We start from the raw sequence: 21,461 nt of genomic DNA, 5'->3' as shown, positions 1-21,461 counted from the left end.
CCGGACCGCCCTTCAGCGCCGCCACCGCCGCAGCCCCCGTACGGCCCACGCGCCGGCGAACCCCGCCACCAGGCCCCACAGCAGGGCAAGGCCCAGCGCGCCCCACAGTCGCGGCTCCAGCAGCACCTGCCCGGTCAGCCCTTCGCCCAGGTCGCCGATGCCGAGCACCGACAGGCCGATCCGCGCGGAGACCCGGGCCGTCGGTCCGACCGTCAGCACCGCCAGCGCCAGTGCCGCCGCCAGCCGCAGCGCGTGCTGCCAGGGCGGCACCCGCGCGGGAGAGGTGGCCGCCATGGCGCAGGCCGCCCCCGCCACCAGCACCGCCGCACCCACCAGCAGCCACCACCAGCGGCCGCCGTCGTGGTCGACGAGCGAACCCAGGTTCAGCTCCGACACGTCCCGGGTGCGCAGCACCTCGTCCAGCACCTGCGGCATGGGCAGCCCGAACGGCCCCGCCACCCTGCCCTCCCAGGTCGCCCCCATCCCCACGGTCAGCCCCAGCCAGGCCACGTTGGGCAGCCCCAGCAGGATCACGGCGAACGTCTCGGCCGCGTGCCCCTTCGTGGCGGCCACCACCAGCGCGACGATCAGCGCCACGGCCACGGCGGCGAGCAGCAGCCCCAGCGTCGCGCGCGCCGCGGGCCGTGCCCCCGCCTGGAACCGCATCAGCTCGGGAGGCAGCGGCGCGCCCCGCGACACCAGGATCGCCACCACCAGCACGCCCGCCAGCCACACCAGGCCGATCAGCACGGTCGGCAGCACGTCCGCCGCGAAGCCGACCGTCGGCCTCACCCCGAACAGCTCGCCCAGATCGCCGAGCAGGTCGTCCCCCAGGGACACCTCGAACGTGCGCCGTGCGGCCAGGGCCAGACCGAGGACGGCGAGCAGCCACAGCACGGCGATCCGCGCCGCCCACCCCGCCAGCCCGGGCGCGCCCACCACCGTCCGGCGGTGCAGCGGCCGCAGGAAGCACCAGCCGAGCAGCAGCGCCCCGGTGAGGGTGACGGTCAGCGGGATCACGGTCAGGCCGCCCTCGGTACCGGCCAGAGCGTCGGCGTCCCCGGAGAGCCTCACCGTGCCGCCGACGGCGAGCACCAGGACGGCGGCGAGCACCGGACCGAAGGCGCCCTCCGGAAGATCTGCGGCCCCGGCCGCCCAGATCCCCAGCGCCGCCACCACGGCCATCGCGGCCAGCGAGCCGACCACCGCGACCAGCGCGGGAACCCAGCCGTGGAGGGGGGATCGCGGAGGAGAAGGGGAGTGTGCGCTCACGTGAGCACGCTAAGCAGGGTTCTGTTCGGCCCGCCCGCCGACGGGGTCCGTCCGGCGGCACCGGCGCGTGGCCGTGCGGCGGCCGCAGCCACCGCCCACCGCGGGCACGCCGCGAGGCGGCCGCGCGCCTCGCCGACTGCGGGCAGTCGTGCGGCTGCGGCGGTGGGGGTGTCTCCCGCTCCTGGGGTCCCTCCGCTCGAACGGAGCCGAGAGTGGGGGAGGGCGGGCGCGGCGGCATTCTGGGAGCGCCGAGTTGCGCAGCCGCGGGCCCGCATCCACCCGCCGAAGCCCTCTTTCGCCTGGTCAGGCATACCGATACCCCCCACGGGGAAGCCGATTCCCGATCAGTGGGACTGCCCCGCCCGACTCGGGGTACCAGGACCGGTGCGGATCGTCCGGCCGACCCGGCGTCGCAGAGGGAAATGCATGACCTATCACTTGGACGGGGTAGTGATACCGACTGGTTTCGATGTGCCCGTGGAACCGCTGCGGCGGGCGGCACACTTCACCGGCGAGCCGGGCTGCATCGCCGAGTCGCGGCATGTCGCTGCGCAGTTCCTCGATCAGCTGAGGACCGAGTGCCGCGCCACGATCGACGCCAAGGCGGAGGGAGCCGTGCTGTTGGTGGTGAGCGAGCTGGTCACCAACGCCGACCGGCACAGCGACGGTCCGTACATCCTGGAGCTGGAGGGTACGGACACCACCCTCACGGTGGCCGTCTACGACAGCAACGGCGCCCTGCCCCGCGTGTTCCCACGCGACCCGCAGCGGATCGGACGCCACGGCCTGGAGATCGTGCGGGCGCTGGCGCGGGAGGTCGGCGTGGAGCGCGTACCGGTCGGCAAACGCGTCCGCGCCGTGATCGACCTCACCGGCGGCTGAACGACAGACACCCCCTCCTCACAGCAGCGCCCCTGAAAGGCCGGGGGCGCCTTCGGTGTGCCGTGGGGACGGTGTGCCCCGCCGTCAGGCGCAGCCCAGCTCGCCGAGCATGCCCGCCCGCAGCCGGGTGATGATCCGCTTGATCAGCCGGGACACATGCATCTGCGAGCAGCCCAGCCGCTCGCCGATCTCCGCCTGCGTGGCCTCCTCGACGAACCGCAGGTGCAGGATCTCGCGGTCCCGGTCGCTCAGCTCCGCCATCAGCGGGGCCAGCGCGTGGAAGTCCTCCACCAGGGCCAGCCGCTCCTCCTCGACGCCGATGAAGTCGGCGAGGACGGCCTCGCCGTGCTCCGGGCCGTCGCCGGTGAGCGCCGCGTCCAGGGAGGAGGAGTTGTAGCCGTTCGCGGCGATCTGTCCCTCGACGACCTGCTGCTCGCTGATGTTCATCAGGGTCGCCAGCTCGGCGACGGTGGGCTCGCGGTCCAGCCGGCTCGACAGCTCCTCGCGCGCCTTGGCCAGCTCCACACGCAGCTCCTGGAGTCGCCGCGGCACGTGCACGGCCCAGGTGGTGTCACGGAAGAAGCGCTTGATCTCGCCGACGATGTACGGCAGCGCGAAGGAGGTGAACTCGACCTCGCGGGACAGCTCGAACCGGTCGATGGCCTTGATCAGGCCGATCATGCCGGTCTGCACGACGTCGTCCATGTCGTCGCCCCGGCCGCGGAACCGCCCGGCCGCGAAGCGCACGAGGGACATGTTCATCTCGATGAGCGTGTTCCGCGCGTACTGGTACTCGCGGGTGCCCTCCTCCAGCTCCGTGAGACGGCGGAAGAACTGGCGGGAGAGCTCACGGGCGTCGCGGGGCGCGACGGCGCGCGGGTCGGCGGGATCGCGAAGGTCCTCGCTCCCGGCGGCGGCCCCGGTGTGCCCGTCGACGGTCCGCTCCTGCGACCGGATCACGGCGGTCCTCATTGCCCTCTCCCACGAACGTCATGGCTGCCACGAGACTGAAGCACCCGGATACCCCGGCTCCGCGGACCTATGCCTGTCGGTCTTCTCCGTGACGGAGAGCACCGGACCGCTCGGGGCGACGCGGTCCGCACGGCCGTCACGCCTGTCGTCCGATGGTACGGCCGACGGTGCGGCGGGGCACCATCAGGGCGGAGGAAAGTCGTCCGCTTTTTCGGCTTCACTCAGGGCGGAATCCCGCTCCCTTGCCCGCGGGAGCGGGATTCCTAGGCTGAGGACGTGACCGATCACGCGCCGAACGAAGCCCGCGTCATTCCCCTGCGACCCGGCCCGGCCGCCTCGGGCCCGCCGGCCCCGCCCGCCGCCGCGCCCAGAGAGCCGCTGTGGCGGCACCTCGTCGGCGACGTGCTGCGCAAGGAGCGGCAGGCCCAGGAGCGGACCCTCAAGGACGTCGCCGACGTGGCGCGGATCTCCATGCCTTATCTGTCGGAGGTGGAGCGCGGCCGCAAGGAGGCCTCCTCGGAGGTCCTCGCGGCCGCCGCCGGGGCGCTCGGTCTGGGCCTCGGCGACCTGCTCGCCCGTACGCACGCGGAGCTGGTCCGGGTCACGTCGCACCGTTCCGCCGTCCCCGCCCGCTCCGTGCGGAACGGCTCCATGCGCCACGGCTCCGTGCGGAACGGCTCCGCGCACGGCGGGCTCTGCCTGGCCGCCTGAGCGGGACGCACCCGCACCGCACGGCCCGGCGGCCGCTCACACCGGAGCGGGCCGCCGGGTCAGCACCTCGTCGGCCAGGCCGTACGCCACGGCCTCCTGCGCGGTGAACACCTTGTCGCGGTCCATGTCCGCCCGCAGGGTCGCCGCATCGTGGTGCGTGTGGCGGGCCAGCACCTCCTCGACCTGCGCCCGGATCCGGGTCATCTCCTTCGCGCGCAGCGCCAGGTCGGACGCCGTGCCCTGCATCCCGCCGGAGGCCGGCTGGCCGAGCAGCACCCGTGCGTGCTCCAGCACGAACCGGCGTCCCGGGTCCCCGCCGGCCAGCAGCACGGCCGCCGTGGACGCCGCCTGCCCCACGCAGAACGTGGAGATCGGGGCCCGCACGAACGTCATGGTGTCGTAGATCGCCATGAGCGAGGTGTACGAGCCGCCGGGGGAGTTGAGGTACACCGCGATCTCGCTCTCCGGTGCCTCCGACTCCAGGTGCAGCAGCTGCGCGACGACCACGTTGGCCACGCCGTCGTCGATCTCCGTGCCCAGGAAGACGATCCGCTCGGCGAGCAGCCGGCTGAACACGTCGTAGGACCGCTCGCCGCGCGCGGTGCGCTCGACGACGTTCGGAATCGTGTACGTCCCCATCAGCGCAGCCCCATCCTCGGTCGGGTGGCCGCCGGACGGACGTCGTCCAGCGAGTCCAGCACCCGGTCGACCATCCCGTACGCACGGGCCTGCTCGGCCGTGAACCAGCGGTCCCGGTCGCCGTCACGCGAGATGGTCTCCGGGGACTGGCCGGTGTGCTCGGCGGTGATCCGCTCGATGGTCCGCTTGGTGAACTCCAGGTTCTCCGCCTGGATCTCGATGTCGGCGGCGGTCCCTCCGATGCCGCCCGACGGCTGGTGCATCATGATCCGCGCGTTGGGCAGGGCGTAACGCTTGCCGGGCGTGCCGACGCAGAGCAGGAACTGCCCCATGCTGGCCGCGAAGCCCATGGCCAGGGTGGCGACGTCGTTGGGGATCAGCCGCATCGTGTCGTAGATGGCGAGCCCGGCGTGCACCGAGCCGCCGGGGCTGTTGACGTACAGGCTGATGTCGGTGCGCGGGTCCTCGGCGGACAGGAGCAGCAGCTGCGCGCACACCCGGTTCGCGGACACCTCGTCGACCTGGGTGCCGAGCACCACGATCCGCTGCGCGAGCAGCTGGGCGGCGAGGTGGTCGTCGAAGCGGGTGGGCGGGGTGTCGCCGTCCTCCGCCCGCGGCTGGGCCGGCCCGGGGCCGGCGATGAGTGGTGACATGGACGCTCCCGTGGGTCACTGGTCGGAGCACGGCCGGGCGGCCGTGTGCGTCCACTGTCGGCGCGCGGGACCCGCCGCCGGGGGAATCTCTGCCCGCGGCAGATTCGCCCAGGGCGGAGCGGCCCCGGACGGGCCGTGCAGGTGGATCTCGGTCCCACCGATGAGTTCCGTCGCCGCGGCCGGTCTGCACCGGTGACCGCGTTCCCTCGAGGGGCGCCCCACACGGGAGGTACTCATGGACACCGACGGATTCACCACCTGCCTCTGGTTCGACGGCCAGGCGGAGGAGGCGGCGCAGTTCTACGTCTCCGTCTTCGACGACTCCAAGCTCGGCGACGTGGTCCGCAACACCGGGGCCACCCCCGGTGAGGAGGGCTCCGTGCTCACCGTGGAGTTCACGGCCAACGGCCAGAAGTTCGTCGCCCTGAACGGCGGACCGGAGTTCACGTTCAACGAGGCGATCTCCTTCCAGCTCGACTGCGACGACCAGGCGGAGATCGACCACTACTGGGAGAAGCTGGTCGAGGGCGGTGGCGAGCACGGCCCGTGCGGCTGGCTCAAGGACCGCTACGGCGTCTCCTGGCAGGTCAACGCCAAGCGGCTCACGCAGATGATCGGCGACCCGGACCGCGAGAAGGCCGACCGTGCGCTGAAGGCCATGATGACGATGGGCAAGCTGGACATCGCGGAGCTGGAGAGGGCGTACGAGGGCGGGGCGTGACACCCCAGCCCGCGGGGCCTTTCGGGGTTCGGGGGCTCCGCCCCGGGCCCCCGTTCGCGCAGTTCCCCGTGCCCCTGAGGGCTCTCCTCCGGCGCGCGTGCCCGCCCGGGCGTGGCTGGCGTGAGTGAGGAGACCACAGAGCACGCGTGACGCGGAGGGCCGCAGCCATGGCCGTAGCACCCGAAGGAACCCCCTGCTGGGCCGACGCCGTGTTCGACGACCTCGACGCGGCCAAGGACTTCTACGGCCACGTCCCCGGTTGGACCTTCGGCGAGACGTCGGCCGATGAGGGCGGCTACACCCGGGCGTACGCCGGCGGCAAGGCGGTGGCCGCCGTCGTCCCGCCCATGCCGGGCCAGGAGGGCACCTCCCAGTGGTGCCTCTGCCTCGCCGCTCAGGACGCCTCCGCCACCGCCGCCCGCATCCGCGAGCAGGGCGGCGAACTGCTGATGGAGCCCGTGCGGGTCGCCGACCACGGCACGATGTGTCTCGCCCGTGACCCCGGAGGGGTCGTCTTCGGGGTGTGGCAGGCCGGCACCCACGAGGGTTTCCGGACGACGGAGACACCGGGCGCGTACTGCTGGGCGGAGGTCTGCACCCGCGAGCCGGAGAAGTCCGACGCGTTCCTCCCAGCCGTCTTCGGCTATCGGTCCAAGCAGCTCAGGGTGAGATGGACTTCCGCCTCTTCGACCTGGGGGAGCGCAGCGTCCTCGGCCGGATGCGGATGACCGACGACTTCCCGCCCGAGGCGCCCCCGTACAGCAACGTGTACTTCACCGTCGACGACTGCGACGCCGCCGTGGCCCGGGCGACCGAACGCGGCGGGGTGCTGCGGTCCGGGCCGACGGACTCGCCGTTCGGCCGGTTCGCGGTGGTCGGCGACCCGCAGGGCGCCGCCTTCTCGGTCATCGACCTCACCACCACCAAGGGCGAGATGCCGGGCACCGAACCCGTCGGCTGAGCGGAACCGGGACACCCGCCCGGCCATGGCATGATCGGTGGCATGCGTGAACGTGTGGTGGCCGCCTGCGACGGGGCCTCGAAGGGAAACCCCGGACCCGCCGGCTGGGCCTGGGTGATCGCGGACGGCTCCGGGACCCCGGACCGCTGGGAGGCCGGCGCTCTCGGCACCGCCACCAACAACGTCGCCGAACTCACCGCCCTGGAGCGGCTCCTCGCGGCCACCGACCCCGGCGTGCCGCTCGAGGTACGGATGGACTCGCAGTACGCCATGAAGGCCGTCACCACCTGGCTGCCCGGCTGGAAGCGCAACGGCTGGCGCACCGCCGCAGGGAAGCCCGTCGCCAACCAGGAACTCGTCGTCCGCATCGACGGCCTGCTCCAGGACCGGTCCGTCGAGTTCCGCCACGTGCTCGCCCACCAGGTCGACGGCGACCGGCTCAACGACTTCGCCGACCGCGCCGCCAGCCAGGCGGCCTCCGCGCAGCAGGACGCGGGCAGCGCGCAGGGCTCGCCCGAGCCGCCGCCGTCCGTACCGCGCCCGTCCTCCGGCGGTTCCTCCCGCCGCGCCTCGGGCGGCGCCAGGCCCGCCCGCAAGTCCGGGGGTTCCTCCCGCACCATCAAGGCGAAGTTCCCCGGCCGCTGCCCGTGCGGACGGTCGTACGCGGCCGGCGAGCCCATCGCCAAGAACGACAAGGGCTGGGGCCACCCCGAGTGCCGGACGGCCGTGGGCGCCTGAGCCGCCGCCCCGGCGGGGGGAGCCGCCGGTCGCCGGGCCGGGACGGATGACAGACTGACCGGCATGGAAGAGCGCACTTTCGACAGGTCAGGTCAGCACGCCTCCGTGATCGGCCTCGGCACATGGCAGCTCGGCGCCGACTGGGGCGACGTCGACGACAAGGACGCCCTCGCGGTGCTGGAGGCCGCCGCCGAGTCGGGCGTCACCTTCTTCGACACCGCCGACGTCTACGGTGACGGACGCAGCGAGCAGACCATCGCGTCGTTCCTCTCCGGACGGCCCGACCTGCACGTGCTGGTCGCCACCAAGATGGGCCGCCGTGTCGACCAGATCCCCGAGAACTACGTCCTGGACAACTTCCGTGCCTGGAACGACCGCTCCCGGCGCAATCTGGGCGTCGACCGCGTCGACCTGGTGCAGCTGCACTGCCCGCCCACCCCCGTCTACTCCACCGACGAGGTCTTCGACGCCCTCGACACCCTCGTCGAGGAGGAGCGCGTCGCCGCCTATGGCGTGAGCGTGGAAACCTGCGCCGAGGCGCTGACCGCCATCGCCCGCCCGAACGTGGCCAGCGTGCAGATCATCCTCAACCCGTTCCGCATGAAGCCGCTGCTTAAGGTGCTCCCGGCCGCCCGCGAGGCCGGCGTCGGCATCATCGCCCGCGTGCCGCTCGCCTCGGGTCTGCTGTCCGGGAAGTACACCAAGGACACCGTTTTCGCGGAGAACGACCACCGCACCTTCAACCGGCACGGTGAGGCCTTCGACCAGGGCGAGACCTTCTCCGGCGTGGACTACGCGACCGGTGTCGAGGCCGCCGCCGAGTTCGCCGCCCTGGCCCCCGAGGGCTGCACGCCGGCCCAGCTCGCGCTGCGCTGGATCGTCCAGCAGCCCGGCGTGACCAGCGTCATCCCCGGCGCCCGCTCGCCCGAGCAGGCCCGTGCCAACGCGGCCGCCGCCCGGCTGCCGGAGCTGTCCGACGCCACCCTCTCCGCGATCGCAGACCTGTACGACCGGCGGATCCGCGAGCAGGTGGAGGGCCGCTGGTAGCGGAGGCGCGTCAGGACTCCAGCACGAGCTGACGCTCCTGCTCCTGGTCGCCGGCGGCGGCGCCCTCGTCGCGGGCCGTGAAGGCCCGCGACAGCGCGTCGCTCGCCCGGCGTACCGCCTCCGGGGTGCCCTGCACGGTGACGGTCACCGGCTCCGACAAGGGCCGCACGTCCGCCTGCCCGTCGCCCGTCCCCTCACCCTCGCCGCCGAACGTCGCCATCCGGACGGTCGCGTCCGTGTCCGAGGGCCGCTCCTGCGGCGGTCCGAACGTGCCCTCCAGCGCCCCGACGACCGCCCGGGCGTCGTCGACGTCCCCGCCGCTGAGTGTCACGGTGAGCTGGGTGTCCGACATGTCTCCCACTTTCGTCCGGCCTGGTCGTGTCGCCGACCGTGTAACCGTGCCCCGCGCGGCCAAACCGGCGGTGGGAGGAGGCCCCCTTTCGGGGAAACCGGAGGGGGAGACCCGATCGAAGGAGGCACCGTGCCGGACGCGGAGCAGGGCGGGAGCATGCGCCGGGGGCGCAACGAGAGCGAGGAGGAGAGAGCGGACCGGATGTGGACCGAGCTCATCCAAGAGGTCCGTGTGGCCCAGATGGGCGTGCAGATCCTGTTCGGTTTCCTGCTGACGGTCGTGTTCACCCCGACCTACGAGGGCCTGTCCGGCACCGACAAGAACATCTACATCGTCACGGTGGTGCTGGGCGCCTGCGCGACCGGGGCGCTGATCGGCCCGGTGACGCTGCACCGGCTCGTCAGCGGGCGGCGCATCAAACCGCAGGCGGTCCAGTGGGCCTCACAGCTCACCCTGCTGGGGCTGGCGCTGCTGCTGGTCACCACCAGCTCCTCGCTGCTGCTCATCCTGCGTGTGGCCACCCAGGACGACTACGTGCCGTACCTGGTGGCCGGGGTGGTGTTCTGGTACCTGCTGTGCTGGTTCGGGCTGCCCGTGTGGGCGCGCCACCGCCACACCACGCGCCGCTGACCCCGCGCGGGCTCACGGGGCTTCAGCTGTTGGCCAGGACGTCCGCGAGGAAGTCGTCGACCCGGACCTCCTCGCACCCCGGCGGCACCATCCGGTGGGTCTCGGTCAGGAACTCCCCGACGGCCTCCGCCCAGGCGAAGACCACCGCGTGGTGCCGGCCACCGTCGGGGCGCGCCTCGCCCAGGAACTCCATCCGCAGCTCCCGCCCCACCCCGCGGGCCTGCGGGCGCAGCCGTACGTCGCCGATGCCGACCGAGCGGCTCAGCCCGTCGGTGACCATCTCCCGGTCCAGCTGCCAGCGCGCCAGCACCCGGCCGTCGAGGGTGAAGACGACCGTGACGGCGAACGGGTCGGACGGGTCGTAGCTCAGGTGGGCGAGCACGGGAAAGCGCTCCGTGTCGCCCGCCTGGAGCTCCACCACCAGGGTCTTGTGCACGAACGAGTTCACGAGGTGCCTCCGGGACGTACCGACGTAGAGCCCTCTAGTACCCCGGATCCCGGCAAGATGCTCAGCTCTCCGGGTGAATCCGTCACACCTCACGCACGGACCGCCTGTCAGCCGAAGGCCTTCCGCAGCGCCGGCAGCAGCGTCCGCTCCGCCCAGTCCAGGTACGCCGGCTGCGACTCCCCGCCGATCTGCACCAGGGCGATCTCCGTGAAACCGGCCTCGGCGTACGGGCGGACCGCCTCGACGAAGTCGTCCGGGTCGCTGCCGCAGGGGATCGAGGAGGCGACGTCCTCGGTCCGTACGAACTGGGTCGCCGACGCGAAGGAGTCCGGGTGCGGCAGCTCGGAGTTCACCTTCCAGCCGTTGCCGAACCAGCGGAACTGGGCGTGTGCCCGCTCCACGGCGGTGTCCCGGTCCGGGTCGTAGCTCACCGGCAGCTGGCCCACGCGCGGCTTTCCCTCGCCGCCGTGCTCGTCGAACATCTCCAGCAGCTCCGGCTTCGGCTCGGTGGCGATCATCAGGTCGGCGTGGTGACCCGCGAGGGCGCACGACCGCTTCCCCGAGACCGCGATCCCGATCGGCGGCGGCTGGTCCGGCAGGTCCCACAGCTTGGCCGACTCCACGTCGAAGTGCTCGCCCCGGTAGTTCACATGACCGCCCTCGAACAGCGCGCGGATGATCTCCACCGCCTCCTCGAACATCTCGTGGCGTACGTCCACCGGCGGCCAGCCGCCGCCCACCACGTGCTCGTTGAGGTTCTCGCCGGACCCCAGCCCCAGCCGGAACCGGCCGCCCGACAGCAGCTGCATCGTCGCCGCCTTCTGCGCCACCACCGCCGGGTGGTACCGCTTCGTCGGACACGTCACGTACGTCATCAGCGGGATCCGTGAGGTGGCCTGCGCGGCCGCGCCCAGCACGCTCCACGCGTACGGCGAGTGACCCTGCTCGGCCAGCCACGGGAAGTAGTGGTCCGAGGTCACCGAGAAGTCGAAGCCAGCCGTCTCGGCGCGCACCACGTGCTCCACCAGCTCACGCGGGCCGGCCTGCTCGGTCATCATCGTGTACCCGATTTGCACCATGGAGTCCGGGTCCCCCGAGTCGCCCGGCGAAAACGGTGGATCACCCGCCGGTGCCCCGGGCAGGATGCCCCCATGACCCAGCGAGCCCTTCCGACCGCAGCCCCCGCGACCCAGGGCGTCGACGCGTCCGGCGTCCACGCCTTCCTCGACGCGCTCGAGGCCGACCCGGACATCGAACCGCACGGCGTGACGATCGTGCGCCACGGCAAGGTCGTGGCCGCCGGCTCGTGGGCGCCCTGGACCGCCGAACGCCCCCATCTGCTGTACTCGCTCAGCAAGAGCTTCGCCTCCACCGCCGCCGGGCTCGCCGAGGCGGAGGGGCTGATCGACTTCGACGCCCCCGTGCTGTCGTACTTCCCGGAGATCGACGCCGACATCACCGACCCGCGCAGCCGGGCGATGCTGGTGCGCCACGTGGCGTCCATGGCCAGCGGACACGACCACGAGACCGTCGACGAGGCGTTCGGCGCCGACCCGGCCGAACCGGTGCGCGGCTTCCTGCTCCAGCCGCCGGAGCGTGACCCGGGCACACTGTTCACCTACAACCAGCCCTGCACGTACACCCTCGCCGCGATCGTGCAGCGGGTCACCGGGCAGACCCTCGTGGAGTATCTGCGGCCGCGGCTGTTCGAGCCGCTGGGCATCGACGAGGCGCTGTGGTCCCGTGACCGCGCCGGACGCGAGATCGGCTTCGCCGGCCTGCACACCACCACCGACGCGATAGCGAAGTTCGGCCTGCTGTATCTGAACGACGGCGTCTGGCAGGGCGAGCGGCTGCTGCCCGAGGGATGGGCCGAGCGCGCCACCCGCGTCCACATCGGCACCACCGGGGCCATGGGCGGCGACGACCGCCCCGACTGGGACCAGGGCTACGGCTACCAGTTCTGGCGGGGCCGGCACGGCTTCCGCGGCGACGGCGCCTACGGCCAGTTCTGCCTGGTGCTGCCCGAGCACGACGTGGTGATCGCCGCGACGTCCGCCACCGCGGAGATGCAGCGCTACCTCGAACTGGTGTGGCGGCATCTGCTGCCCGCCTTCTGTGACGCCCCGCTGACCGGGCGGGACGCGGAGGACGCGGGCCTGCGCGAGCGCCTGGAGCGCCTGGCCCTGCCGGCGACGGACGGCGCCCCCGCACCGGAGACCGGCGACTGGGCCGGGGCCGCCTTCACCCCGGAGGGCGGGCTCGTCGCCGAGCAGCCGAAGCTGGCCGCCGCCGAGCTCACGGCGGACGACGACGGCGGCTGGACGCTGACCCTCGACGAGGACGGCCACCGGCTGGCGGCCCGCTGGACCGGCACGGATTGGACCGTCACCGAGGGCGCGGTGCCGGTCGCGGTCACCGGCGGGTGGCACGGCCCCGACACGCTCACCGTCGACATCGCCTTCCTGGAGACCCCGCACCGGCTGCGCGTCACCTGCGCCCTCACCGACCGCGTCTTCCGCGCGCACTGGCTCACCACACCGCTGGTCCCCTGGCCACTGCGCGCGCTGCGGGCCCCGCGGAGCTAGCTAGGGTCTTTCGTTCGGATCAGGCCGGATCAGGGAGCGGGGTCTGGCGCCGTGCATCGCAAGGCGCCAGGAGGGAGTCGACGCGGAGCGTCGGTGAGTGGCGACAACGCCGCCGGGGGCGCGCCCACGCCCGTCGAGCGCAGTGGGGGAGGGCGCATGGGCCCCGCGACGCCGGGAGGGTCCGGACGAAACACCCTAGGCGGCCGTCCCGGGCCGGAAGGTCCGCAGGACCGTGCGCAACGTCTCCTGGTTGTCGGCGTTCGTCCACTCGGCGGCCGGGGTGCTCCAGCGCAGGGAGAAGCCCCGGCCGTCGCCCAGCAGGAAGCCGCGGCCGAAGGTGCGTACCCGGGCGCCGTCGTCCGTGGTGATCCACTGCATGTCGGCGGCCTCACGGCCCTGGTACGTCGTGGCCTCGATGGCGCCGATCCGCTGGTAGGCGTCGGCGCGCGCGAGGCCCGGCTCCACGGTGTCCCGCCACACGGCGACCGGGTCCGGCCCCACGCGCTCGCTGTAGGTGACGGCGAGGGTGCGCGGGTCGTCGTCGGCGCCGAACGTGACGCGGTAGGACTGCTGTGCGGCGCGGGAGGCCCGCTGCCGCTCCCAGCCCGCGGGCAGCGCCACGGAGAACCCCTCCGGGGCCCGGTGGACGCGGAAGCCCGCGGGAAGGGCGCCGGGATCCGACGGGGACGGCGAGGCGGACCCGGACGGGGAGGGCGACGGGGGAGACGAGGGAGCCGTGGACGACGGAGGGGCGGCGCCGGCCGAGGGCGGGACCCGCGGGGCGGTGTCCGGCCCCCCGGCCCCTCCGGCGGGCGAGGACGCCGATGCGGCGGGGCCGCCGGCCCGGTCGTCGCCTCCGTCGGGCAGGCCCGTCGCCGCCGCGACCACGGCCGCCGTCACCGTGAGCACCGCGAGGGGCGTCCCGACGAGCACGCCCTTCCGCTTCCGCCCCCGCCCGGCCGGCGCGTACGCCTCTCCCGGCTCGGCATCGCCGCCGGAGGCCTCCCGCAGCACCCGGGTCAGCACGTCCCGCACCACCGGGCGGCCCGGGCGCTCCCGGGGCTCCTTGCGCAGCAGGCCCGTGACGACTCCGGTGAGCGGCCCGCAGCGTACCGGCGGGCGCAGCGGCAGCCGGTCGACCCCGCGCAGCGTGGCCGCGACCCTGCCCCGGTCCCGGAACGGCGGGCGCCCCTCCAGCATCGTGTAGAGGATCGCCCCCAGCGCCCACAGGTCGGCGGCAGGGCCGACCTGCTCGTTCCGCGCCTGTTCCGGCGCCGCGTACGACGGGGCGGTGAGCCGGGGCGCCGACGTCGTGCCGGCCACCCCGTAGCCGGTGACGATCACCGGGCCGGTCTCGCGCAGATAGAGCTGGCCCGGGCTCAGCTCGCCGTGGGTGACGGCCTCCGGGTGTGCCGCGTCCAGGACGTCGAGCAGGTCCAGGGCGACGCGCGCCGCCCGGGCGGGTGCGAACGTGCCGTGCTGGAGCAGGACTTCGTCCAGCGGGGTGCCGTCGATCCACGCCGTGACCGTCCACAGGCAGCCGCCCTCGCCGACCGCGTCGACGACGTCCGCGATCCGGTCCGGGCAGAGCCGGGCGACGTTCTCGGTCGCCCGCAGGATCCGGGAGGGCGCGCGGCGGACGCCTTCCACGGCGTCCGCCGGCAGCTCGACGCGGGTGGCCAGACAGGGCCGGCCCGTCCGCAGGTCGTCGGCGTACCAGCTGACCCGGTTGGTCTCGCGGTGCGTGATCTCGACCAGCCGGTAGCGGCCGGCGACCGGCCGGTCGGTGGAGGCGTGCGCCCAGCCCATTGGTGATCCCTCGTCCGGTGATCCCTCGTCGAACCGCTGACTTCCGTCCCCCCTGATACGGAGGAGAGGGGCCGGAGCGTTCAACGGCCGGGCGCGCGCCCTGCGGACCGCCGGGTTCAGCGCAGGGAGAAGTGGTCCGTCCACGCCATCATGTCGGTGGTGGTGGCGTTCCCGCCGCACACCACGAGACCCAGGCGGGCGTCCTCGCCGACCCGCTCCAGCACCCGGCGGGCGGCCGGGAGCAGACAGCCCGCGGCCGGCTCCGCCCACACCTTGGCGTGGTCCGCCAGGTCCAGCGAGCCCTGCACCGCCTCCCGGTCCGGCACCACCAGCACCTCCGTGACCAGCTCCGCGACATGGTCGTACGTCAGCTGCGACACGGCGGGCGCGCTGAGCGTCGAGACGATCGAGGACAGCGCGACCGGCACCGGGCCGCCCGCCGCCAGCGCCTCGGACATCGCCTGCGCCCCCTCGGTCTCCACGCCCCACACGCGCACCCCGGGCCGCCGGGCGCGCAGCGCCGCCGCGATCCCGGCGATCAGACCCCCGCCGCCGATGCTCACCAGCACGTCGGTCAGTTCACCGGCGTCCTCGGCGAACTCCAGCCCCACGGTGCCCTGACCGGCGATCACCACCGGGTCGTCGAAGGGGTGCACCAGGGTCAGACCCTCCTGCCGCAGCTCCGCGGTGAGGGCGAACGCCCCGGCCATGTCGTCCGTGACCCGCACCGTGGCGCCCGACGCCCGCGCGATCTCCACGGCCCGCACGGGCGCCGAACGCGGCATCACCACGGTCGCCTTCACATCGAGCGCGGCGGCCGTCACCGCCAGTGCGATGCCGTGGTTGCCGCCGCTCACCGCGACCACCCCGGCGGCCCGCTCCGCCTCGCTCAGCGCCAGCAGCTTCGCCGCCGCACCGCGCACCTTGAACGATCCCGTGTGCTGGAGCAGCTCCAGCTTGGCCGTCACCGGCACCCCGAGCAGTGCCGAAAGGCCGGGGCTCGGCACGGTCGGGGTGCGCACCACGTGTCCGGCGATCCGCTCGGCGGCGGTCTCGATGTCGGCGATCTCGATCACGACTGTCACCTTCCCGGCGCGGGGCGTGATCCGCGCCGTGCCCCAGCCTCACCCGGCGTGCGGCCGGAGGTCAACGACGTTCAGCGCTGCTGCGCCTTGTGCGGCGGCGCCTCGCTCGGCCGCACCACGACGTGTCCCTGCCCCTGGAGCACCAGCTGCACCGCCTCGCCCGAGCCGCCGCGCAGCATCGAGCCCAGCGACTGGGAGCGGTGCAGCGAGGTGGAAAGGCCCGCCGTCCAGCCGACGATCGCGTCGGTGTCCACGTACACCGGGCTCTGCGGCGTCACCGGGATCACCAGCGGGCTGCCCTCGCAGACCAGGCCCAGCTTGCCCTGCCCGGTGAAGACGCTGTTGAACAGGCCGCCGCCGGTGATGCCGGCGCCCTTCACGGTGGAGATGCGGTAGGACAGCGTGGCGTCGAAGCACAGCACGTTGCGGCCGTTGACGGTGAACTCGTCGCCAGGGCCGATCTCGACGACGAAGCAGTTCTGCGCCTCCTGCGCGAACCAGGCCTCGCCCTGCCCGCGTACGGTCATCAGCGGCAGTCCCTCACCGGTCACCGCGCGCTTGAGCATGCCGCCCACGCCCTGGCCCTTGCGCTCGAACTGGAGGTCGCCGCGGTAGGCGACCATCGCGCCCTGGCGGGCGAGCATCTCGCCGTCGACGGTGTAGCGCAGGCATTTGGCGTTCTCCACCGTCATGCCCGGGGTCGTGGCCGGCCGCACCATGTGCTCACTGGAAAACAGGTCACCCTTCATGGGGCCATCCTCGCCCGGCCCCGGCTCCCCGGCCAGAACCGGGCGCGTACGACGCGGCACGGATCCGGCCGCGCGCTCACCCGCCGAACACCTGCGTCCAGTACGTGCCCGCCCGACCGCCGCCCGCGAAGCCGACGCCGATGTGCGTGAACTCCGGCTTGAGGATGTTCGCCCGGTGCCCCGGGCTGTTCATCCAGCCGCGCACCACCTCGGCGGCGGACCGCTGCCCGCACGCGATGTTCTCGCCGACCGTGCGGCACCGGGAACCCGCGGCGGCGGCCCGGTCCCAGGGCTTGCTCCCGTCCGGGGCAGTGTGCGCGTAGAAGTCCCGCGCCACCATGTCGGCGCTGTGCGCCTGCGCGGCCGTGGTCAGCAGCGGGTCGCCGGACAGCGGCGGAAGCCCGGCCCGCGCGCGCTCCCGGTTGGTCAGCCCGACGACCTCCGCCGCCGTGCGGTCCAGGCCCTCCGCGGTGAGCGGACGCGCCCACAGCGCCGTCCAGTACGTGTCCCCGGCGCCCTCGCAGGAGGCGACGGCGGCGTGCGTGAACGCCGGGTCGCACACCGTGCGGCGGGCCGCCTCGTGCCGCAGGCAGTGGCCCACGAACCGGTCCACGGACAACGGCCCGGACACCAGGTGCTCGCCGACGGTGAGGTAGGGGTAGCCGGTGGCCACCACGCGCCGGTACACCGGAACCCCGTCCGGGCCCTCCACACCGAGACGCCCGCCGCGCGCCATCGCCCGCGCGTGCTGCCGGGCCGCCTCGGCCAGCCGCCCGTCGTGCGACACCGGCGGCGAACCCGCGGTGCCGCGCGCGGAGTTGACCAGGGCCAGGAAGTCGTCCCCGGCGGACGGCGGGGCCGCGGGACGGGGCGGAGCGGCCGGGTGGGTCCGCGGGGCGGCCTGGGCCACCGTGGCAGGGCTCACCGGCGCCCTGCCGGTGACGACCGGGGCGGTACGGGTGGACACCGCTCCCTCGTCGTCCTCGACGTCGACGCCGAAGTCCCGGGCGAGACCGGCCAGTCCGTCCGCGTACCCCTGACCGAGCGCGCGCAGCTTCCAGCCGTCGCCGCGCCGGTAGACCTCCGCGAGCAGCAGAACCGTCTCCCTGTCCGGGCGTGGCGGCCGGAAGCGGGCCAGGGCACGCCCTCCGGGCCCGGTGACCTCCAGGACGGGGGCGGGCAGCGCGCTGAGCGTGGTGCCGGGCTCCTCGGGGCTGACGGCGACCGTGACCCGGGTGGCGCCCGCGCGCAGCGCCGCCGGGTCGACGACGAGGGTGTCGCCGGCGAGCCGCGCGCCCGGCGCGGAGGGCTGGTTGTAGAAGACGAAGTCGGCGTCCCCGGACACCTTCCGGCCGTCGTCCGTGATCAGCGCGGACACGTCGAACGGTCCCGCCACCCGGACCGTCACCGCGCCGCCCGGGAGCGGGATGTTGCCTCCGGGGACCAACTCGCTCATGGCACCGCCCTGTTCGCCGTCGTCCGACATGTGTGGGGGTGTCCGGACAACGACGGGCGGGGCCCGCGGGTTCCCGGGCCGGCGGGGCGCGGCGGCTCAGCGGTGCAGGGCCCGCGTCCAGTCGGCGGGCACCCGGTCCGCGGGTCCGGGGGCGGGCTGCCCGGCCGGGTGGCTCACCGGCGGCGCCAGCGACGGCCCCGACTCGTACAGCTCGTTGGTGGCGTAGTTCCAGAACCAGTCCTCGCCCGGTTCGTAACTGCTCACCACCGGGTGCCCGGTGGCCCGGAAGTGGGCGGTGGCGTGCTGTCCCGGTGAGCTGTCGCAGCAGCCGACGTGGCCGCACTGCGCGCACCGCCGGAGATGGAACCACCAGCCGCCCGAGGCGTCGCAGTCGGCGCAGCCCGCGCCCGAGGGCGGCACGCTGGGGTCGATGGCGTGTTCGGTGGTCATACGGACTCCTTCTGTGGGGCGTCGTCGGAGGCGGGGGCGGTGAGCGGCAGGAGCACCTGGAAGCGGGTGTCGCCCGGCTCGGACTCGAACCGGAGACTGCCGTGGTGCTTGTTGACCACGATCCGCCAGGAGATGTCCAGGCCCAGCCCGGTGCCCTCGCCCACGGGCTTGGTGGTGAAGAACGGGTCGAACACCCGGTCGCGGATCTCGGCCGGGATGCCGGGTCCGGTGTCGCCGAACTCGACCAGCAGCCGGTCGTCCTCCCGCGCCGTGCGCACGGTCAGCGTGCCCTCCCCGTCCGTCTCGCGCATCGCCGCGACCGCGTTGTCCACGAGGTTGGTCCATACCTGGTTCAGCTCCGCCGGGTACGCCGGGACGCGGGGCAGGGTGCGGTCGTACTCCTTGACCACCCGGATGCCCTTGCCCAGCTTCCCGGACAGCATCAGCAGGGTGCTGTCCAGGAGTTCGTGCACGTCGGCGACCTGGAAGGGCGCGCGGTCGAGCTGTGAGTACTGCTTGGCGGCGTCGACCAGGTGGGAGATGCGGGCCGCGCTGTCCTGGATCTCGTCCATGAGCAGCTCGGTCTCCACTGTGTAGTTGAGCCAGCCGACCGCGCTCGCCAGCGTCTCCTCGTCCACGGCCGCGGCCACCTGCTCCAGCCAGTCCTCGTCCAGTCCCGCCTGCACGAACGTGGGGGCGATCCGCCATCCCTCGGTCACGCCGTGGTCGTCCAGCCAGTCGGAGAGGAGGTCCTCCCGGTCGGACGCCTCCAGCGGGCTGAGCACCGGCGCCTTGGCGACCCGTTCGGCCGTGCGCTCCTGGATCTCGATCAGCCCCGCCAGTGTCTCCCGGTCGTAGGCGCCCTCGGAGATCACGCGGAGCTTGCGGCGCATCTTCCCCACCCGCTCGCGCAGCGAGGCCGTCGCCCGCACGGCCGCCGCGGCCGGGTTGTTGAGTTCGTGGGTGAGCCCCGCGGACAGCGACCCGAGGGCCAGCAGCCGCTCCCGCTGGCCGACCGCCCGCTGGGTGCTCTTCACCCCGAAGAACAGCCCCTCCAGCAGATGCACCGCCATCGGGAACCAGTCCTGCATGATGTCCGCGAACGTGTCCGCGGGCAGCACGAAGAACCGCGTCGGCTCCGTCACCCGCAGCGAGTTGTTGTACACCTGCGGCACCCGGTCGCCGAGGTAGGCCTGCATCGCCCCCGCGTACACCCCGCGCTGCGAGGTGCGGGTGACCTCCACGTCGTCCCCGCCGACCCGCCGGGACAGCACGACCGTGCCCTCCACCATCACGTAGAAGCAGGTGGCCGGGTCGCCCTCGGCGTAGACGGTGCCGGGCGCGTACCGCTCCACCCGGCCTGCCTCGCACAGCCGTCCGAGCTGCCCGGGCGTGAGCTTCTCGAACAGGAACAGGGAGCCGATCTCCTCCGGCAGGCACTCCATCGGCTGCGCGCTCACGACTGCTCCAGGTAACGGTGGACGAGCATCACGGCCATGGCTCCCTCTCCGACGGCGGAGGCGACCCGCTTGGCCGACTCCGCGCGCGCGTCGCCCGCGACGAACACGCCGGGCACGTTGGTCTCCAGGTGGTACGGCGGCCGGTCCAGCTCCCAGCCGGCCGGCGGGCGCCCGTCGGCGGTCAGGTCGGGCCCGGCCAGGATGAAGCCGCGCCCGTCGCGCAGCACGGTGCCGTCCAGCCAGTCGGTGAGCGGGGCGGCCCCGATGAACACGAACAGCCACTGCGCGTCCACCACGTCGGTCCGCCCGCTGTCCGTCCCGCGCAGCGTCAGCCGCTCCAGATGGCCGTCGCCGTGCGCCTCCTCGACGACCGTGCCGCACCGCACCGCGATGTTCGGCACCCGGCCGATCTGCTCGATCAGGTAGTACGACATCGACGCGGACAGGTCCGGGCCGCGCACCAGCAGCGTCACCTGCTTGGCGAACCGGGACAGGTACATCGCCGCCTGCCCGGCCGAGTTGGCGCCGCCCACGATGTACACGTCCTGGCCCTGGCAGGCGGGCGCCTCCGTCAGCGAGGAGCCGTAGTAGACGCCGCAGCCGCCCAGTTCGTCGCAGCCCGGCGCCGCGAGCCGCCGGTAGGACACCCCGGTCGCCAGGATCACGCTGTGCGCGGCGACCTGGGAACCGTCGGAGAACCGCACCACCCGGGCCGCGCCGCCCACGTCCAGGCCGGTCACCTCCCGGGCGGTGAGGATCTCCGCGCCGAACCGGGTGGCCTGCCGCCGCGCCCGCTCGGTGAGCTGTGCCCCCGACACCCCGTCGGGGAAGCCCAGGTAGTTCTCGATCCGCGAGCTCTGCCCCGCCTGCCCGCCGGTCGCCGACCGCTCCACCAGCACCGTGCGCAGGCCCTCCGACGCCCCGTACACGGCCGCGCCGAGCCCCGCCGGGCCGCCGCCGATCACCACCAGGTCGTAGAAGTCGGCCGCCGGTGTGGTGGCGAGACCCACGTGTGCTGCGAGGTCGGCGGGGTCCGGGTCCACCAGCGGCGTCCCGTCCGGGGTGACCACCAGTGGCAGCCGCATCCCGTCCTCGTCCGCCGCCGCCAGCAGCCGCCGCCCCTCGGGCTCGTCGCACGAGTACCAGCGGTAGGGCACCTGGTTGCGGGCGAGGAACTCCCGCACGTCGGAGGAGCGCGCCGACCAGCGGTGCCCGACCACCTTGGTGCTGGGCACCGGCCGGTGGTCGCTGTGCCCCCACGCCTCCAGCAGGTCGTCCACCACCGGGTACAGCTTCTCCTCCGGCGGGTCCCACGGCTTGAGGAGGTAGTGGTCGAGGTCGACGACGTTGATCGCGTCGATGGCGGCGCCGGTGTCCGCGTACGCGGTGAGCAGCACCCGGCGGGCCCACGGATGCACGTCCATGGCGCGCTCCAGGAACTCGATGCCGTTCATCCGAGGCATCCGGTAGTCGGCGAGGATCACCGCCACCAGGTCGCCGCGCAGCTTCAGTTCGCGCAACGCCTCCAGGGCGGACTCGCCGGACTCGGCGCGCACGATCCGGTACGAGGCCCCGTAGCGACGCCTGAGGTCCCGGGCCACGGCGCGGGAGACACCCGGGTCGTCGTCCACGGTCATGATGACGGTCCGGGCGGCGTCGGCGGGCTGTGCCATGCGTCCCCCACAGCGTGGTTCGATCCCCGGCGCGGCGGGCCGAGATCCCGTCGCGGCCTCCGCACCGGCCCGAGCCCATCGTATGTGCGGTCGCCGCCGGGCGCGCGGGCGTGCGCGGGGCCGGCGCGGGAAGGCGGGGGCGGCGGGGCGTCGTACGAGGTGACC

At 73.6% G+C, this 21,461-nt stretch carries 21 protein-coding genes and 1 pseudogene; 8 read left to right on the top strand and 14 right to left on the bottom strand.

The genetic code is table 11. From position 1 onward, the window contains the following. Nucleotides 1-12: 12 nt before the first annotated feature. Complete coding sequence (locus tag MTR79_RS19710; RefSeq protein WP_244791561.1) at nucleotides 13-1,272, bottom strand: streptophobe family protein; 1,260 nt, start codon at nucleotides 1,270-1,272, stop codon at nucleotides 13-15. Nucleotides 1,273-1,698: 426 nt separating this feature from the next. Between MTR79_RS19710 and MTR79_RS19705 the strand changes: the two genes are divergently transcribed. Then, nucleotides 1,699-2,154, top strand: coding sequence for an ATP-binding protein (locus MTR79_RS19705; protein WP_244791559.1), 456 nt, complete (start codon nucleotides 1,699-1,701; stop codon nucleotides 2,152-2,154). 84 nt (nucleotides 2,155-2,238) lie between these two features. On the opposite strand, the gene MTR79_RS19700 is transcribed toward MTR79_RS19705, so the two are convergent. Next, nucleotides 2,239-3,126 (bottom strand): SigB/SigF/SigG family RNA polymerase sigma factor, encoded by an 888-nt coding sequence (locus tag MTR79_RS19700; protein ID WP_244791557.1) that lies wholly within the window; start codon nucleotides 3,124-3,126, stop codon nucleotides 2,239-2,241. A gap of 276 nt (nucleotides 3,127-3,402) precedes the next feature. Here MTR79_RS19700 and MTR79_RS19695 point away from each other — a divergent pair, with 276 nt between their 5' ends. Beyond that, a complete protein-coding gene (locus tag MTR79_RS19695; RefSeq protein WP_280518343.1) occupies nucleotides 3,403-3,837 on the top strand; it encodes a helix-turn-helix transcriptional regulator in 435 nt (144 codons plus the stop codon). Between the two features lie 36 nt (nucleotides 3,838-3,873). Here the strand turns inward: MTR79_RS19695 and MTR79_RS19690 are convergent, their stop codons facing one another. Continuing rightward, on the bottom strand, nucleotides 3,874-4,476 hold the full coding sequence (locus MTR79_RS19690) for an ATP-dependent Clp protease proteolytic subunit (RefSeq protein WP_086700185.1): 603 nt from the start codon (nucleotides 4,474-4,476) through the stop codon (nucleotides 3,874-3,876). Beyond that, nucleotides 4,476-5,129 carry an ATP-dependent Clp protease proteolytic subunit gene (locus tag MTR79_RS19685; protein WP_086700186.1) on the bottom strand — a complete coding sequence of 218 codons (654 nt, stop codon included), beginning with the start codon at nucleotides 5,127-5,129 and terminating at the stop codon, nucleotides 4,476-4,478. The genes MTR79_RS19690 and MTR79_RS19685 overlap by 1 nt, the downstream gene beginning before the upstream one ends. A gap of 235 nt (nucleotides 5,130-5,364) precedes the next feature. On the opposite strand from MTR79_RS19685, the gene MTR79_RS19680 reads away from it, so the two are divergent. The 4 genes and pseudogenes from MTR79_RS19680 (at nucleotide 5,365) to MTR79_RS19665 (ending at nucleotide 8,596) form a co-directional block, all read left to right on the top strand. Then, a complete protein-coding gene (locus tag MTR79_RS19680; RefSeq protein ID WP_086700188.1) occupies nucleotides 5,365-5,850 on the top strand; it encodes a VOC family protein in 486 nt (161 codons plus the stop codon). Nucleotides 5,851-6,017: 167 nt separating this feature from the next. Next, a pseudogene (locus MTR79_RS19675) lies at nucleotides 6,018-6,811 on the top strand (VOC family protein). A 30-nt stretch (nucleotides 6,812-6,841) separates the two neighbouring features. Further along, nucleotides 6,842-7,549 (top strand): ribonuclease H, encoded by a 708-nt coding sequence (locus tag MTR79_RS19670; RefSeq protein WP_086700189.1) that lies wholly within the window; start codon nucleotides 6,842-6,844, stop codon nucleotides 7,547-7,549. 63 nt (nucleotides 7,550-7,612) lie between these two features. Next, complete coding sequence (locus tag MTR79_RS19665; protein ID WP_189363941.1) at nucleotides 7,613-8,596, top strand: aldo/keto reductase; 984 nt, start codon at nucleotides 7,613-7,615, stop codon at nucleotides 8,594-8,596. 10 nt (nucleotides 8,597-8,606) lie between these two features. On the opposite strand, the gene MTR79_RS19660 is transcribed toward MTR79_RS19665, so the two are convergent. After that, nucleotides 8,607-8,948, bottom strand: a complete 342-nt coding sequence (locus tag MTR79_RS19660; RefSeq protein WP_086700192.1) for a hypothetical protein — start codon at nucleotides 8,946-8,948, stop codon at nucleotides 8,607-8,609. A gap of 129 nt (nucleotides 8,949-9,077) precedes the next feature. Between MTR79_RS19660 and MTR79_RS19655 the strand changes: the two genes are divergently transcribed. After that, a complete protein-coding gene (locus MTR79_RS19655; protein WP_086700194.1) occupies nucleotides 9,078-9,578 on the top strand; it encodes a DUF6328 family protein in 501 nt (166 codons plus the stop codon). Nucleotides 9,579-9,600: 22 nt separating this feature from the next. On the opposite strand, the gene MTR79_RS19650 is transcribed toward MTR79_RS19655, so the two are convergent. After that, nucleotides 9,601-10,026 (bottom strand): SsgA family sporulation/cell division regulator, encoded by a 426-nt coding sequence (locus MTR79_RS19650; protein WP_086700195.1) that lies wholly within the window; start codon nucleotides 10,024-10,026, stop codon nucleotides 9,601-9,603. 107 nt (nucleotides 10,027-10,133) lie between these two features. Then, nucleotides 10,134-11,105: an LLM class F420-dependent oxidoreductase gene (locus MTR79_RS19645; RefSeq protein ID WP_086700197.1), complete on the bottom strand. Its 972-nt coding sequence runs from the start codon at nucleotides 11,103-11,105 to the stop codon at nucleotides 10,134-10,136. Nucleotides 11,106-11,177: 72 nt separating this feature from the next. Here MTR79_RS19645 and MTR79_RS19640 point away from each other — a divergent pair, with 72 nt between their 5' ends. Next, nucleotides 11,178-12,614 carry a serine hydrolase domain-containing protein gene (locus MTR79_RS19640; protein WP_244791555.1) on the top strand — a complete coding sequence of 479 codons (1,437 nt, stop codon included), beginning with the start codon at nucleotides 11,178-11,180 and terminating at the stop codon, nucleotides 12,612-12,614. A 195-nt stretch (nucleotides 12,615-12,809) separates the two neighbouring features. On the opposite strand, the gene MTR79_RS19635 is transcribed toward MTR79_RS19640, so the two are convergent. From MTR79_RS19635 to MTR79_RS19605, 7 genes are all read right to left on the bottom strand, one after another. Further along, nucleotides 12,810-14,423: a serine/threonine protein kinase gene (locus MTR79_RS19635; RefSeq protein ID WP_244791553.1), complete on the bottom strand. Its 1,614-nt coding sequence runs from the start codon at nucleotides 14,421-14,423 to the stop codon at nucleotides 12,810-12,812. Between the two features lie 116 nt (nucleotides 14,424-14,539). Further along, on the bottom strand, nucleotides 14,540-15,499 hold the full coding sequence (locus tag MTR79_RS19630) for a threonine/serine dehydratase (RefSeq protein ID WP_244791551.1): 960 nt from the start codon (nucleotides 15,497-15,499) through the stop codon (nucleotides 14,540-14,542). Between the two features lie 80 nt (nucleotides 15,500-15,579). Further along, on the bottom strand, nucleotides 15,580-16,257 hold the full coding sequence (locus tag MTR79_RS19625; RefSeq protein ID WP_244791549.1) for an AIM24 family protein: 678 nt from the start codon (nucleotides 16,255-16,257) through the stop codon (nucleotides 15,580-15,582). A gap of 76 nt (nucleotides 16,258-16,333) precedes the next feature. Continuing rightward, on the bottom strand, nucleotides 16,334-17,713 hold the full coding sequence (locus tag MTR79_RS19620; protein ID WP_244791547.1) for a CAP domain-containing protein: 1,380 nt from the start codon (nucleotides 17,711-17,713) through the stop codon (nucleotides 16,334-16,336). A 96-nt stretch (nucleotides 17,714-17,809) separates the two neighbouring features. After that, on the bottom strand, nucleotides 17,810-18,163 hold the full coding sequence (locus MTR79_RS19615; RefSeq protein ID WP_033276422.1) for a UBP-type zinc finger domain-containing protein: 354 nt from the start codon (nucleotides 18,161-18,163) through the stop codon (nucleotides 17,810-17,812). Continuing rightward, entirely contained in the window at nucleotides 18,160-19,623 is a 1,464-nt protein-coding gene (locus MTR79_RS19610) for an ATP-binding protein (protein WP_086700601.1), read from the bottom strand. Before MTR79_RS19610 ends, MTR79_RS19615 begins: the two co-directional genes overlap by 4 nt. Continuing rightward, nucleotides 19,620-21,296 carry an FAD-dependent oxidoreductase gene (locus MTR79_RS19605; RefSeq protein WP_244791545.1) on the bottom strand — a complete coding sequence of 559 codons (1,677 nt, stop codon included), beginning with the start codon at nucleotides 21,294-21,296 and terminating at the stop codon, nucleotides 19,620-19,622. Before MTR79_RS19605 ends, MTR79_RS19610 begins: the two co-directional genes overlap by 4 nt. Nucleotides 21,297-21,461: the final 165 nt, after the last annotated feature.

It is taken from the genome of Streptomyces sp. BJ20 (assembly GCF_022869105.1).
GTDB classification, from domain to species: Bacteria; Actinomycetota; Actinomycetes; order Streptomycetales; family Streptomycetaceae; genus Streptomyces; species Streptomyces griseoincarnatus.
This window is presented reverse-complemented; position numbering and strand designations above follow the sequence as displayed.

What these genes read in the sequence shown, in the direction of transcription:
- MTR79_RS19705 (WP_244791559.1), top strand. Translation starts at nt 1,699, where the DNA reads ATGACCTATCACTTGGACGGGGTAGTGATACCGACTGGTTTCGATGTG.
- MTR79_RS19700 (WP_244791557.1), bottom strand. Translation starts at nt 3,126, where the DNA reads ATGAGGACCGCCGTGATCCGGTCGCAGGAGCGGACCGTCGACGGGCAC.
- MTR79_RS19690 (WP_086700185.1), bottom strand. Translation starts at nt 4,476, where the DNA reads ATGGGGACGTACACGATTCCGAACGTCGTCGAGCGCACCGCGCGCGGC.
- MTR79_RS19685 (WP_086700186.1), bottom strand. Translation starts at nt 5,129, where the DNA reads ATGTCACCACTCATCGCCGGCCCCGGGCCGGCCCAGCCGCGGGCGGAG.
- MTR79_RS19680 (WP_086700188.1), top strand. Translation starts at nt 5,365, where the DNA reads ATGGACACCGACGGATTCACCACCTGCCTCTGGTTCGACGGCCAGGCG.
- MTR79_RS19670 (WP_086700189.1), top strand. Translation starts at nt 6,842, where the DNA reads ATGATCGGTGGCATGCGTGAACGTGTGGTGGCCGCCTGCGACGGGGCC.
- MTR79_RS19665 (WP_189363941.1), top strand. Translation starts at nt 7,613, where the DNA reads ATGGAAGAGCGCACTTTCGACAGGTCAGGTCAGCACGCCTCCGTGATC.
- MTR79_RS19660 (WP_086700192.1), bottom strand. Translation starts at nt 8,948, where the DNA reads ATGTCGGACACCCAGCTCACCGTGACACTCAGCGGCGGGGACGTCGAC.
- MTR79_RS19645 (WP_086700197.1), bottom strand. Translation starts at nt 11,105, where the DNA reads ATGGTGCAAATCGGGTACACGATGATGACCGAGCAGGCCGGCCCGCGT.
- MTR79_RS19640 (WP_244791555.1), top strand. Translation starts at nt 11,178, where the DNA reads ATGACCCAGCGAGCCCTTCCGACCGCAGCCCCCGCGACCCAGGGCGTC.
- MTR79_RS19635 (WP_244791553.1), bottom strand. Translation starts at nt 14,423, where the DNA reads ATGGGCTGGGCGCACGCCTCCACCGACCGGCCGGTCGCCGGCCGCTAC.
- MTR79_RS19625 (WP_244791549.1), bottom strand. Translation starts at nt 16,257, where the DNA reads ATGAAGGGTGACCTGTTTTCCAGTGAGCACATGGTGCGGCCGGCCACG.
- MTR79_RS19620 (WP_244791547.1), bottom strand. Translation starts at nt 17,713, where the DNA reads ATGAGCGAGTTGGTCCCCGGAGGCAACATCCCGCTCCCGGGCGGCGCG.
- MTR79_RS19615 (WP_033276422.1), bottom strand. Translation starts at nt 18,163, where the DNA reads ATGACCACCGAACACGCCATCGACCCCAGCGTGCCGCCCTCGGGCGCG.
- MTR79_RS19605 (WP_244791545.1), bottom strand. Translation starts at nt 21,296, where the DNA reads ATGGCACAGCCCGCCGACGCCGCCCGGACCGTCATCATGACCGTGGAC.